This window comes from Streptomyces sp. NPDC055749, assembly GCF_053617235.1.
The window spans coordinates 65,341-78,664 of the sequence record NZ_JBSHFH010000029.1 but is presented as its reverse complement, the minus strand read 5'-3'; the positions used below and the strand labels follow the sequence as shown (position 1 = coordinate 78,664).

The window sequence follows — 13,324 nt, the reverse complement described above, 5'->3', positions numbered from 1 at the left end:
GTTTCCCCGGGGGGGGGTTTTTCTGCTTCTTCCGGCGCACAATGTTCATCGCATGGGGGGCCTGGGGATACTATCCGGGGTGGTGTCCCACCGTTCCGGGGGGGGCCTGGAACTCGGGCCCGACCGGGACGCCGTTCTCCGTACGTACGTCACTTCTCGGTGGACGGCTGCTTCTCGACCGCGGCAGTACGCCGCTGCGCGGCCCGGACCGGCTCGACGTCGAGCTTGTCGGTGCGATCGAAGCGGTAGATACCGTTCTGCTCCTGGAAGACATCGGTCAGCTGCGTGTAGCAGTAGCCGAACATCTCGGGTTCGTCGAGCAGCACACCGGTCAGGCCCGCGAAGCGCCGCTGCCACTCCTCTTCCGTACGGGGGCGTTCGCCGTAACCCCAGGACGAGGCGGCGTCGTTCCCGGAGGCTGCCGCTGCCTCGGGATCCCACCAGATTCCGCCGAACTCACTGACGAAGTAGGGCTGTCCACGGTAAGGCAGGGAGTACGGTCGGCCCGGCTCACGCTCGTTGGCGTACGGCCGGCCGCCGGCCAGGCCGGACATCAGCGCGGCGAAGGCCGCCGGATCCTGCTCGTAGGAATGGGCATCCCACACATCGGTCTCGGCGACCCGGTGCGCATAGCCGGAGGCGTCGATCACCGGCCTGGAGCGGTCGGCGGCCTTGGTGGCGAGGAACATGGCGCGCGTCACGTCGTCGAGCTGGGTGATGTGGTCATGCAGCACCTGGTGGGTCTCGTTCAGCGGGCACCAGCCGATGATCGAGGGGTGCGAGTAGTCCCGCTCGACCGCCTCCAGCCACTGGGCGGTGTAGGAAGCGGTGGGCTGCTGATTGCCGCCGTCCCGGCCCTGGCCGGCGCAGCCCCAGTCCCCGAACTCGCCCCAGACCAGGTAACCCAGCCGGTCCGCGTGGTGCAGGAAGCGCTCCTCGAAGACCTTCTGGTGCAGCCGGGCACCGTTGAAACCGGCTCGAAGGGACAGCTCGATGTCCCGGACGAGTGCCGCATCGCTGGGTGCCGTCATCAGGCCGTCCGGATACCAGCCCTGGTCGAGCACCAGCCGCTGGAAGACGGGTTCGCCGTTGAGCAGTATCTTCCTGCCGTCGATGGAGACCGAACGCAGACCCGCGTAGCTGTCGGCCGCGTCGACCACCACGCCTTGCGCATCCACCAGTTCCAGACGCAGGCCGTACAGGTGCGGGTCCTGCGGACACCACACGCGCACCCGGTCGCCGGGGATCGGCAGCCGGAGGCTGGGCGCGAGGTCGAGGTCGGCGCGGACTTCTGCGCTGACGACCTCACCGGCCTCATCGCTCAGCACCGCCCGCACGAGGTGACCGGGGCGGTTGGCGGACAGGGGCAGCTCCAGGTGGAAGGAGGAGCCCGCCAGGTCCGGCGTCACACGGGGGCGGCGGAGATGTACCTCGGGCACCGGCTCCAGCCACACCGTCTGCCAGATGCCGGTGGTGCGCGTGTAGTTGCAGGCGGTGTTGTCGTACCAGGTGGCCTGCTTGCCGCGGGCCTGAACGGCATGCCTGGTGTCGCGGGCGCGAATCACCACGACCGCGTCATCACCTGCGGATGCGATGCCGGACAGGTCGGCGGTGAAGGGAGTGAATCCGCCTCGGTGCCGGACGACCTCGATGCCGTTGACCCAGACCGTGGCGTCGTGATCAACGGCCCCGAAGTGCAGCAGCACATGGCGGCCCGCCCAGGCAGCGGGAATACGCACCACCCGGCGATACCACACCGCCTCCAGGAAGTCGGTCTCGCCGATACCCGACAGTTCGGATTCCGGGCAGAACGGCACGGTGATCCGCGAACGAAGTTCGCGATCCCGCAGACCGCGCTCCAGTCCGGAGTCACCCTGATCGATCTCGAACTGCCAGCTGCCATTGAGGTTCAGCCAGTCCGGGCGGACGAACTGCGGGCGCGGGTACTCGGGGCGCGGCACGTCGGCGTGCGGCACGGGGCGGTCTGCGGAGGCGGGAGTGCTCATCTCGCGGTCCTCGGGGACGGGGCCGCACACGCGGCACGCGGTTGGCGCTTGGTACAACGTTGGATATCACACCGCAGCAGCACTCGGCCACCATGCGTTGCCGCATTGAGCCACGCCGAACACGCAGGGGAGGTTAGAGATTGCGGACGCCGACCGAGCCGGGAACTACGACGCCCACGTGGTGGCCTTCACGGCAGGGGATACAGCGTTGTAGCGCGCGGATTACGCGAGCACTGTGCTGCTTTCCCGGACCACGAGACGGTGGTCCGCGTAGTAGATCTCGGGAGCTTCGTCGGCTCCGCCGGCCACACGACGCAGCAGCACATCGACCGCCAAGGTCGCCAGCTGCCGTTTGTCGGGGGCGACCGAGCTGAGCGACGGCACCGAGTAACGCGACTGCTCGACATCGTCGAAGCCCACCACAGCGCAATCCGCGGGGACCGACAACCCGCGGTCGGCGGCGGTACGGAGCGCGCCTGCCGCCAACAGGTCGTTGAAGCAGAAGACGGCGTCCGGACGCTCCGGCAGGTCACAGAGCGTGCGCATGGCCTCGGCACCATCTGCTTGGCGGTACGCCGTGACGTAGGGCGTCAGCGCCGGGTTGTAGGGCACACCGGCCGCGTACAAGGCCTCCTGATAGCCCCGCAGCCTCTGATGGGCGGTCGCCTGGGTCGCGCCGCGCTGCGCGCCGATCGCCGCGATACGACGACGGCCGAGCCCGATCAGATGCTCGGTGGCCTCACGCGCCGCGCCCACGTTGTCGATCAGTACGTGGTCGGCCAGGACGTCGTAGTCACGCTCACCGAGCAGGACGAGGGGAACACCGCGCGGACGGGCCGCCAGAGCCGACTGGTCCAGCGACAACGCGCTCAGCAGTACACCATCGATCAGCGACTCACTCAGACCGGAGGCGACCCGAAGTTCTTCGTGCGGGTCGCCTCCGGTCTCCTCGATCAGGACGGTGCAGGACTGCGCCTTGGCCGCGGAGATCACCTCGGCGGCCAGTTCGGCGAAGTACGAGCTGCTCAGCTCCGGGACGGCGAAAGCGATGATGCCGCTGCGGCCGGTCCGCAGGTGGCGGGCCGAGGCGTGGGGGCGGTATCCCAGTGCATCCAGGGAGTGCAGCACGCGCGCCCGGGTGGACTCAGCAACCCGGCCCTCACCACGTACCACGTTGGAGACCGTCTTGATGGACACTCCGGCGTGCTCAGCCACGTCCTTCAGCCGCACTCGTCGCATGGACAGGTCCCCTCGCTGTGAGGGGCACGAGTCTATGGCCTGGTCCGGCGGAGGCGATCCGCACGGCGGTCCCGGCAGCAGGCTCCAGGAGCGACCGGGCCCTTCGAGCGACCTACTACGGTGCTGACATCAAACGGCTACCTCACCGCACAGATGCACGGCGACTCCGAGTTCGGCGAACATGGCGGCCTTGGCCAACAGCGCCTTGTCCGCGGTCGCGGCGTCCGGCGCGTAGACGACATTGAGGTGGTTCGCCCGGTGACGCGCCATGAACTGGTCCCTGCTGACCCCGTGCATCACCGCGTGCATGATGGGCCATTGCGGCGTCGTGGCGTCGAGACGACGCCGGGTCTCCTCTTCCGGAAGGTCGAGCGCGGTGGCGCGGCCAAGGTCCACGTGCAACGTACCGTCCATGATGAAAACGCGGGACCATACGACTTCGCCGGGCTTGGAGACACCGCTAAGCGTTCCGCCGCCGAGCGGAAAGTACATGGGGGGTTGGCGCATGCTCCACGACTTGCCGTAGCCGCCGTTGTGCGAGGCCGGGACCGATCCGGAGATCTCGAAGACCCACACGAACTGACCGTCGTGCTCCTCTCCCCAGCGGATGTCGTGCAGGGTGGTCGCCGGGTCCAGGCCCATCGCCGTCCATACCCGGTTGGTGACAAGCGAGTCGACCGCCACCCCTTCGTCGACCTCGTTGAAGTGCGGGAGCGGCACTCCTGGGTAGAGCTCTCGTGAACCGTCCCGGCTGAGCACCTCGGGCCGCTCGACGTTGTTGAGCAGCCCCTCGGCCAGGTCGCTGGCCGGCACGGTGTCTTTGAGCCCCTGCTGATACTGGATTCCTACCGCGTCGAGCCCGAAGTCGTCGGAGATCCGCAAGGCCGCTATGTACATCTTGAACTGACTGAGCAGCTGGGCATCCGTCAGTTCCGTGGCCTCGTCGGTGCCGGTGTGGAAGGTCAGGCCGGCCCGGTCGAGCCAGCTGCGGATCCCCGCCGCCTCCTCGTCGCTGACCTGGTTCATCTCCGCGACGAGGGCGCTCTGTGAGAGCCGCTCCTTGTAGATTCCGAGAGGGTTGATGAGTTCGTCGTCGAAGATGGCGTTGTACATCCCCATGCAGCCTTCGTCGAAGACCCCGATGATGGCCTTCTCCGCCCTGAGCTGCTGGGCCAGGGACTCGCCCAGATCGGTCTCGGCACTCGGCGGCAGCGCGGGCAGATCACGCACATGGCCGGTCTCGTGGGTCAGGGTGCCGGAATCGAGCCAGGTCTTCAGTCCCCGCAGCGCCCACTGGTCGGTGAAGTCCTTGCTCCACAACGCCGAGTACGCAATGCCCGCCTTGGTGAGGCTGCCTGCCAGGTTGAGGAGCCCTACGAGTCCGGGGTACTCCCCGCTCCAGTTCGCCACGATGAGGATCGGGCCGCGGTGGCTGCGGAGCCCGGCCAGCACGTGGTGGCTGTACTGCCAGACGCCCTCCACGACGATGAGCGGGGCGTCGGCCGGAAGGTGCTTGAAGACCTCGATGCCGGCCCGTTGGCTGTCGATGAACCCGTGGCCCTTGACCGGGTCGACTTCGTGGCCCCGGCGGACCTTCCAGCCGAGGGCGCTGATCGCGGCGGCCAGATCCGCCTCCAGGCGCTGCTGCGTCGGCCAGCCGGTGACATTCGCGCTCGGCCGGAGGTCCCCACTCGCCACGGTGTAGACGACATCGGGCTCGGCGACGGGCGCCTCGGCGATCCGGGGCATGGAATACGCGGTCATGAGAGGTGACTCCTTTGATCAGGTAGGGAGGTTCAGCAGCCGGCTGCCGCTCGCGCAGCGCTCAGCGCTGCTGGCCGGCCGCGAGGGCGTGCACCACGTCGGCGGTCGCGGGGTAGAGGCGTCGGTAGAGGTCGTACAGCTCCGCGTACCGGGCACTCGTGCCGGTACGCGGAACCACCACTTCCCTCACCGGGTTCCATGCGTCGACCGATGCGTCGCCGACGAGCTGCGCGGCGAGCAGCGCTCCCCCGTAACTGGCGCCGATCGTCGTCTCGCGCACTTCCTGTCCGCGCCCGGTGATGTCGGAGACGAGCTGGGTCCACAGCCCTCCGCGGGTGCCGCCGCCGACCGCGACGACCCGCTGGATGTTCCCTCCTGCCGCCTCGATCGCCTCGATGTTGTGCCGCACGCCGTATGCGGTCGCCTCGAGCGCGGCCCGGTAGAGATCGCCGCGCGTGTGGGAGAGGGAGAGACCGGCGATCACACCGCGGGCATCCGGGTCCATGAGAGGTGTCCGTTCGCCCGCGAAGTAGGGCAGCATCAGGAGGCCGTTGGCCCCGGGCCCCGAGAGTTCGGCGAGGTGCAGCAGTTCGGCGTAGTCGGGCGAACCGAACAGCTCGCGCAACCAGTTCGTGATGGCCCCCGACGTCGCCATGCCGGCGGCCAGATTGCGTGTTCCCGGGATGGCGCCGACGGTGCTCCACAGGGCTGGGCTGGTGAGCAGATCCGGCACGGTGTGGATGAGGAACATCGTCGTTCCGTACATCAGCATGAGGTCGCCCGGGCCCTGCGCCCCGACGCTCACGGCCTCCGCCCAGGCGTCGATCGTTCCGGTGATCACCGGGATGCCGACGGGCAGACCTGTCTCGGCGGCGGCTGCGACGGACACGAAGCCCGCCGCACTGCCCGGCCACTGCAGGGGCGGAAGGTCGAGCCGCGGAGCGATCTCCTGCGCCCAGGGGGCGTACCAGTCGTGGGCATGGGTGTCGTAGAGCGGGGTGCACTGACTCGCTGAATGGTGGTCGAGCACATACGCCCCGGTGAGCCGGTGCACGAGCCACGAACTGGGCATGTACAGGCGGCGGGCGCGGGCGAACACCTCCGGCTCCTCGTCCGCGACCCAGGCGATCTTGGCGCCCGCCGCCTGCGAGGACAGGCCTGATCCGCAGCGGCGCATGATGGCGTCCGCGCCGAACCGCTGCTCCAGATGCTCGATCTGCTCGGTCGCCCGGGTGTCGATGCCGTAGAGGATGGCCGGTCTCAGGGGTACGTCCTGCGCATCGGTGAGCAGGACGCAGGGGCCCATGCCGCTCAGCCCGACCGCGCTGATGTCGATGTCGGCGTCGGCCTTCTCGGTCAGCTCGCGGGCCAGGGAGACGAACTCGTTCCACCAGACGTCCGGGTCCATCTCGAATCTGCCCGGCCCCGGGCGCTCGACGGTGTGGGCCCGGACGGCCGAGCCGAGGACGACACCGTTCGTGTCCACGAGGACGCCTTTGCTGCTCGACGTGCCGATGTCCACGCCGATGACTGCGCTGCGAGGCATGCGCGCACCTCCTTGCGATCGTTGTGCTGGTGATGAGATCCGGGACTCCCGCTGCCGGCCAGAGGGCCGCTGAGCGACTACTTGAGTCCGGACGTCTTGATGGACTCGACGATCTGGCGCTGAAAGGCGAAGAAGAGCGCCAGCATCGGGAGCGCGGCCACGGTGGCCGCGGCCAGGACGAAGTTCCAGTTCGCGCCGTACTGGCTCTGGAACGAGGAGATGCCGAGCTGGACCACGGTCAGGTTCGGGTCGTTGGTGGCGACCAGCGGCCAGACGAAGGAGTTCCAGTTGGCCAGGAAGAAGAACACGGCGAGCGCGGAGAGAACCGGGCGCGACAGGGGCAGGACGACGTTCCAGTAGACGCGCCAGTGGCCGCACCCGTCGATGATGGCGGCCTCCTCCAGTTCACGGGGCAGGCCCAGGTAGAACTGGCGCAGCAGGAAGATGCCGAACGCGTTGAAGACGGCCGGGATGATCAGCCCCGCGTAACTGTCCAGGATGCCGAGTTGACCGGCCACGAGAAACAGCGGTATCAGCACCACGGGTGCGGTGATCAGCAGGGTGGAGAAGATCGTCGCGAAGAGCGCTTCCCGGCCGGGGAAACGCAGCCGGGCGAGTGCGTAGGCCGCCATCGAGTGGAACAGCAAGGCCACGACAGTGACGATCGCGGACACCAGAAAGCTGTTCAACAGGTAGCGGGCGAAGGGCACTTCCGTGAAGACGTAGACGAAGTTCTGTACGGTGAACTGATCGGGGATCAGGCGCCCGTCGGTGACCTGGGCTCGGGTCTTGAACGACGAGATCGCCATGTACAGCACGGGGAAGACGCTCACCAGGGACAGCACCGCGGCCAGCAGGGTCAGCCAGGCACGCCCCGCTACCGGTCGCCGCCGCATGATGCCGGTGGAGTTACTCGCCATCGTCGAACCTCCCGCCTCGCGTGAACTTGAAGATGACTGCGGAGAGAATCACCATGATGAGCACGAGGAACGAGCCCATGGCGGAGGCGTAGCCGTATTCTCCGAAAACGAACGCCTGCTGATAGATGTAGTAGATCGCCAGTGATGTGCTGTTGGCCGGTCCGCCCTGAGTGAGGACGTAGACGAGGTCGAGTCCTCCGGTAATGGCCGCGACGGTCGACATCAGCAGCACGAAGAAGCTGGTCGGGCGCAACAGCGGCCAGGTGACCTTCCGGAACGAGGTCCACGGGCCGGCGCCGTCGATCTTCGCCGCCTCGTAGTACTCCTGGGGGATCTCCTGGAGCCCCGCGAGGAAAATGATCATGTAGTAGCCCATCATCACCCAGGTGGTGACGGCGATGACGGAGGCGAGAGCGAGCGAGGGGTCGCCGAGCCAGGACTGTCCGCCCAGGCCCACCGCCTCCATCGCGCGATTGACCACCCCGACCTGGTCGTCGAGCAGGAACTTCCCCAGGAGTCCGACGACGACGAGGCTGATGACATACGGCAGAAAGAGTGCGGTGCGGTAGACGCCCATGCCCGGGAGCTTCTGCTTGACCAGCAGACCGAGGCCGAGGCTGACCACGAACAGCAGGGGAACCAGGACCAGCACATAGATCGCGGTGGTCTTCAGCGATTCCCAGAACAGTGGATCGGACATCATGCGCTCGTAATTGCCGAGTCCGACCCAGGTGTAGCTGCCGAATCCGCTGACCTGGAAGAAGCCCAGGGCCACGGAGAGGATCATCGGGATCCCGACGAAGACCAGCAGCCCGAGGACGTCGGGTGCGAGGAACAGTCCTGCGGCGATCCATTCACGGTGCTTACGGCTCAGCCGTCTCCGGTCGGCGGCCGGCGTGTCCGCCTTGGCCGCAGCCGTACGGCCCGGTGCGGTGAGGCTGCTCATACCAGGCTCGCCCCCTTGTAGCTCTTCGTGTACGCGGCGATCGATTCAGCGGCGCGCTCCGTCTCGGAGGCCACACCGCGCCCGGCGAGCATGGTGCCTTGGATGGCATCGGAGATCGCCTTGTAGACCACGGGTGGGTAGCGCGGCTCCGCGCGCCCGCCGGGGAAGACGTCGTCCTTGAACACCTTCATCGCTCCGAGGTCGTAACCGCCCTTGGCCGCTCCCCGTTCGAGAGCGGAGGTACGCGGAGCGACGTCCGACTTGGCACGCGTGCACCAGTCGGTCATCCGGTCGATGCAGTCGTCGTTCATCGTGCCGAGCGCCCAGGCGCAGAACTCGGCAGCGGCCTTCGGGTTCCGTCCCTGGGCGTTGGCGCAGAAGGACCAGCCGCCCAGGGTGGTGGTGTACGTGCCACCGTCGGGCACAGGCAGTTTGAAGACGCCGTACTGGAACTTGGGGGCGATGCCCTTGAACGCGGCGACGTTCCAGATGCCGTTCTGCCACATGCCGACGTTGCCGCCCTGGAAGGCGCCGACCACATCACCCGCAGCCGGCAAGGTGCGCGGTGCGATGCCGTGACGGATCGCGTCCGACCACAACTGGAGGGCCTGGCGGGTCGCCGCGGAGTCGAAGGCCGGGTTGCCGTACTGGTCGAGGACGTCACCGCCGCCCTGCCACATCCACGGATACCAGGTGAAGTTCTGGAAGTAACCCGGGCCCGTTTCGAAGATCAGACCGGCGCGGGTCCTGCTGCGGAGCTTGTCGCCCGCGTCGAGCATCTGGTCCCAGGTTGTGGGTATGTCCCCCTCGGAGAGACCCGCCTTCTCCCACGCGGCGACGTCGTAGAACATCGCAAGCGGCTCCACCTCCATGGGCAGTGCGTAGACCTTGCCGTCGACCGTGCGGCTGGCCAGAGTGGTGCCGAAGTCCGCCACGGCCTCCGCGTCCATGTAAGGCGTGAGTTCCTCCAGGACGCCGCCGTTGTAGTAGCGGAGGAAGTCACCGGGGCTCAGCAGAAAGATGTCCGGCCCCTCCCCCGCGGCGAAGGCGGTCGGCAGCTTCGAGCCGGTCTGGTAGATCCTGGGCGGCGAGTAGACCAGTTCGATCTTCACCTCGTGCGTGGCGTTCCACTTGTCCACCATGTCGGTGAACCACTTGCTCTGGTCGTTGAGCGCCGGGTTGGGGCTGTTCTGCGGCCCGTAGAAGTTCCAGAACTTCAGAGTTCCGCCGGTGGCCTCAGCCGTCGTGCAGCCGGTGAGCAGAGCGGGTCCTGCGACGGCTGCCGCAGCCGCCGCGGTGGTGGTGAGGAAGTGCCGCCGGGACAGTCGGTGGGGCGCGGCTTCATTGCCGTGCTGGAGCATGACGTGTGCTCCTGTCCTTTGTTAGAGGTCCGTTGAGTGGGAGTTGCGGTCCGGGGTTCAGTCGACTTCGAGGTCCAGGAGGGTGGGGGCGGCCGGGCGAGAGGCACCTGAGCCGGGCGCGTCGAGGTAGAACAGAGCGGTGCCGGCGATGTCGTCGCTGGTGTGCCGGTAACGGTGGGGCAGCCCGTTGCCGTTGCCCGGTCCGATGCCGAGGCTCTGCACTGTCACCCGCAGATCGGCCGAGAACCGGATGGGATCGGGCAGATGCCACCGGTACATACCGAAGCGCTGTTGGCTGCTGTAGAGCCCGTCCGGGCGCAGGATCTGGTTCAGTCCCAAATAGGGCGTGGTGTACGCGGTGTAGCCCTGTCCCGGAACATCGAAGTTCCAGGCACCACCGAAATAGTCCTCGGTGCCGGTGCCGCAGATGGTGGGGAACTCGTCGTCCCCGTCCAGGTAGAACTTGACCTCGCCCTCGCCCCACCAGCCAGGGCTGTTGACCCCCCAGGCCAGATAGGTGCCGACGTAGTGTCCGGCGCCGGTGACTCCGTCGAGCAGAGTGTGGACATCGCCGTACGGAACAGGGTGACTGCGGCGCCACTGGGCGTGGAAATAGGAGGCGTCGTCGTCGACATCCGCCAGCTCGTAGTCGATCTGGTAGTAGAGCGTGACCGTCTCGGCCGACAGGTTCTCCAGGGTGATCCTGGCGGCGCTGCGGAACGGCATCGGCCAGTAGGCGTTGAACCCGCCACTGGGATTCACCGCGACAGGGACCGAGGACACCTGGCTGAACGCGTTCCAGCCGTTGCAGAAGAAGTCGCCGAGCGGCACCTCGACCGCGGGTGTCTCCTCATCGTCCCAGTGCATGCGCAGCACGGTGCCGCGCCAGGCGCGGTGCGGTGCTGTCGTGCACCAGATGTGCCGGATCGTCCCCGAGCCCGTTATGTCGGCGAGAGTTACTGTTTCGCCGGCCGGAATGTCGATGCTGGGTGAGACCTTCCACCCCACACCGAGCAGACTCGCCGCGACGGCACCGGTGCCCTCGGATGCCATGCCACCGGCCCCCTTGGCACCGGTCGGATTCTCGGCGGTGATGGATCGGCTCACCGCGCTGGTCCGCAGCGCAAGCGTGTCCAGTCCAGAGATCATCGTCATTACTCCTGGGATGAAATCGTTTTCCCACCCACAGAGACCGCGCTCCCTAAGGGCAGCAGGCGTGGATGGCGGTTCATGGAGTGGCCAGGGAAGGATGAATCCGAGGCGTCTTGAAATCCATTTCTCGTGACCGTAGGGTTCGGGTTCCAGAGTGTCAAGAGGTGCGCACAACCGCTCGGGACCAAGGGAGCCACCAGACCCATGACGACGATCAATGACGTGGCCCGGCTGGCCGGAGTCTCCCCTGCCACCGTCTCCCGCGTGTTCAACGGGGGCCGGGTGACCGCCGAACGGGCCGAACGAGTGCGTCGGGTCGCGACCGGCCTGGGGTTCGCCCCCAACAGAGTCGCCCGGTCGCTGCGCAAACAGCGCGGGAGCGTCATCGGCCTGATCATCCCGGACATCGAGAACCCGTTCTTCACCGCGCTGGCGCGAGGCGTCGAGGACGCCGCCCAGGAGACGAGCCTGTCGGTCGTGCTGTGCAACAGCGATGAGGACGTCGACAAGGAGCGGCGCTACCTGGACATCGCACTGGGAGAGCAGATGGCAGGGGTCATCGTGGCCGCCGCCTCACACAGCCGAACCGACCTGTCGGCGCTGGAGAAACGCGGAATACCCGTGGTGGCAGTGGACCGCCGCCCACAGGGCGCCAACATCGACGCCGTCATGGTGGACAACGAACACGGCGGCGAAGAGGCAACAGCACATCTGCTGCGGCGCGGATACCGGCGCATCGCCTGCATCACCGGTCCGGCCGGGCTGTCGACCGCCGAGGAACGTCTCAGCGGATACCGAGTGGCCCTCCGGGACTACCGTCGGGCGCAGCCGGGCCCCACCGGGGCGGACGCGGATGAGCTGTCGCACGCCTACACCCGGTACGCCGACTTCAAGGTCGAGGGGGGTTACCGGGCGATGGCGGACCTGCTCGCAGGGCCGACGAGGCCGGATTGCGTCTTCGTGGCGAACAACCTCATGACAGTCGGCGTACTGCAGGCGTTGGGTGAAGCAGGCATCCCGCCCACGGAGTTCGGCGTGCTGTCCTTCGGTGACGTTCCCTGGGCTCCACTCGTACGGCCGGCGCTGACCACCGTCGGACTACCGTCGTACGATCTGGGCTGGACGGCGGCCTGTCTGCTCCAGGACCGGATCGCCGGCAAGCAGGGACCGCTGCAGACGGTCGTACTGCGCAGCGTTCTGCAGATTCGGGAGAGTACGCCCGGCCCGCCGGCCGGTCCCGGGGACGCGCCACGCGGAGCACCCCCGGCGGATGCCGGGGTGCTCAGCCGGGCGATCGCACCGAGCTCTCCCGCACCCGCAGTTCCGTGCTGAGTGTGACCGTGGAGACGGGACGGGCCGGCCGGGCGAGGCGCGCGGAGAGAAGTTCCGCCGCGGTACGGCCCAGCTCGTACGTCGGCTGCGCGACCGTACTGAGCGAGGGCCTCACCAGACCGGCCCACGGAATGTCGTCGAACCCGATCACTCCCAGCTCACCGGGCACGGAGATCCCGCGCTCCACCAGGCACCCCAGCGCCCCGATGGTCATCAGGTTGTTTCCGGCGAACACGGCGTCCAGGTCGGGCGCTTCGTCCAGCAACGAGGCCATGGCGTCGTGGCCGCCCTGTTCACGAAAGTCGGCCCGCCGGATCAGCCTCTCCGACGGGCGCTGACCACGCGCCTCCAGCGCCCGTCGATATCCGTCGAGCCTGCGGTCCGCGGTGGTCGCGCCGACAGGGCCGGTGATACACGCGATCCGCTCGTAGCCGCTCTCGAACAGATGGGTCACCGCGGCCTCGGCGCCGCCTTCGTTGTCCACCACCACCGTGTCCACGGCGGCACCCTTCAGCACTCGGTCGATGGCCACCACCGGCGTACCGGCCGCCAGGAGCCGTTTGATGTGCTGCGCGCTGCCGGACGGTGAGATGACGACTCCAGCCATCTGCTCGGCCAGGGCGGCATCGATGTACTGGCCTTCCTTGCCCAGATTGTCATCGGTGTTGCACAACACGACCGAGAAGCCGAGGGGTGCTGCCACGTCCTCGATCCCGCGCACCAGCGAGGTGAAGAACGCGTTGCCGATGTCCGAGATCACGACAGCCCACAGGCTGCTTCGGTTCCGCCGCAGATTCCGGGCAGCCGCGTTGCCCCGGTAGTCGAGCTCGCGAATCGCAGCACGTACCCGCTCGGCCAGCGCAGGAGCCACGTTCGCCTGCCCGTTGACCACCCGGGACACCGTCGCCGCCGAGACGCCGGCGCGCTGCGCGACATCGTGGATGGTCACCATCGGTCCCCCGCTCCCCTGCCTCGTCCTCGATGACCGATCATCGCAGACGCGGCGTGGCAGCACCGCTGCACCGCGGCAGCGACACCGGTCAGTGGAATCGATTTCT

Annotated in this window: 10 protein-coding genes; 1 reads left to right on the top strand and 9 read right to left on the bottom strand. The window is 67.6% G+C overall.

Features of this window, described 5'->3' with window-relative positions; genetic code table 11:
- Nucleotides 1-149 precede the first annotated feature (149 nt).
- The 8 genes from ACWGO0_RS22105 to ACWGO0_RS22070 form a co-directional block, all read right to left on the bottom strand.
- Nucleotides 150-2,006, bottom strand: coding sequence for a glycoside hydrolase family 2 protein (locus tag ACWGO0_RS22105; RefSeq protein WP_453537498.1), 1,857 nt, complete (start codon nucleotides 2,004-2,006; stop codon nucleotides 150-152).
- A 222-nt stretch (nucleotides 2,007-2,228) separates the two neighbouring features.
- Entirely contained in the window at nucleotides 2,229-3,245 is a 1,017-nt protein-coding gene (locus ACWGO0_RS22100; protein ID WP_453537495.1) for a LacI family DNA-binding transcriptional regulator, read from the bottom strand.
- 129 nt (nucleotides 3,246-3,374) lie between these two features.
- A complete protein-coding gene (locus tag ACWGO0_RS22095; RefSeq protein ID WP_453537492.1) occupies nucleotides 3,375-5,009 on the bottom strand; it encodes a fucose isomerase in 1,635 nt (544 codons plus the stop codon).
- Nucleotides 5,010-5,070: 61 nt separating this feature from the next.
- Entirely contained in the window at nucleotides 5,071-6,555 is a 1,485-nt protein-coding gene (locus tag ACWGO0_RS22090) for an FGGY-family carbohydrate kinase (RefSeq protein ID WP_453537489.1), read from the bottom strand.
- Between the two features lie 77 nt (nucleotides 6,556-6,632).
- A complete protein-coding gene (locus ACWGO0_RS22085) occupies nucleotides 6,633-7,475 on the bottom strand; it encodes a carbohydrate ABC transporter permease (RefSeq protein WP_453537486.1) in 843 nt (280 codons plus the stop codon).
- Nucleotides 7,465-8,421: a carbohydrate ABC transporter permease gene (locus ACWGO0_RS22080; RefSeq protein ID WP_453537483.1), complete on the bottom strand. Its 957-nt coding sequence runs from the start codon at nucleotides 8,419-8,421 to the stop codon at nucleotides 7,465-7,467. Before ACWGO0_RS22080 ends, ACWGO0_RS22085 begins: the two co-directional genes overlap by 11 nt.
- Nucleotides 8,418-9,782, bottom strand: coding sequence for an ABC transporter substrate-binding protein (locus tag ACWGO0_RS22075; protein WP_453537480.1), 1,365 nt, complete (start codon nucleotides 9,780-9,782; stop codon nucleotides 8,418-8,420). The genes ACWGO0_RS22080 and ACWGO0_RS22075 overlap by 4 nt, the downstream gene beginning before the upstream one ends.
- A 57-nt stretch (nucleotides 9,783-9,839) precedes the next feature.
- Nucleotides 9,840-10,931 carry a glycoside hydrolase family 172 protein gene (locus ACWGO0_RS22070; RefSeq protein WP_453537477.1) on the bottom strand — a complete coding sequence of 364 codons (1,092 nt, stop codon included), beginning with the start codon at nucleotides 10,929-10,931 and terminating at the stop codon, nucleotides 9,840-9,842.
- A 207-nt stretch (nucleotides 10,932-11,138) separates the two neighbouring features.
- On the opposite strand from ACWGO0_RS22070, the gene ACWGO0_RS22065 reads away from it, so the two are divergent.
- On the top strand, nucleotides 11,139-12,266 hold the full coding sequence (locus ACWGO0_RS22065) for a LacI family DNA-binding transcriptional regulator (protein ID WP_453537475.1): 1,128 nt from the start codon (nucleotides 11,139-11,141) through the stop codon (nucleotides 12,264-12,266).
- Here the strand turns inward: ACWGO0_RS22065 and ACWGO0_RS22060 are convergent.
- Nucleotides 12,217-13,218, bottom strand: a complete 1,002-nt coding sequence (locus ACWGO0_RS22060; RefSeq protein ID WP_453537472.1) for a LacI family DNA-binding transcriptional regulator — start codon at nucleotides 13,216-13,218, stop codon at nucleotides 12,217-12,219. The two genes, ACWGO0_RS22065 and ACWGO0_RS22060, sit on opposite strands and share 50 nt — an antisense overlap.
- Between the last annotated feature and the right edge of the window lie 106 nt (nucleotides 13,219-13,324).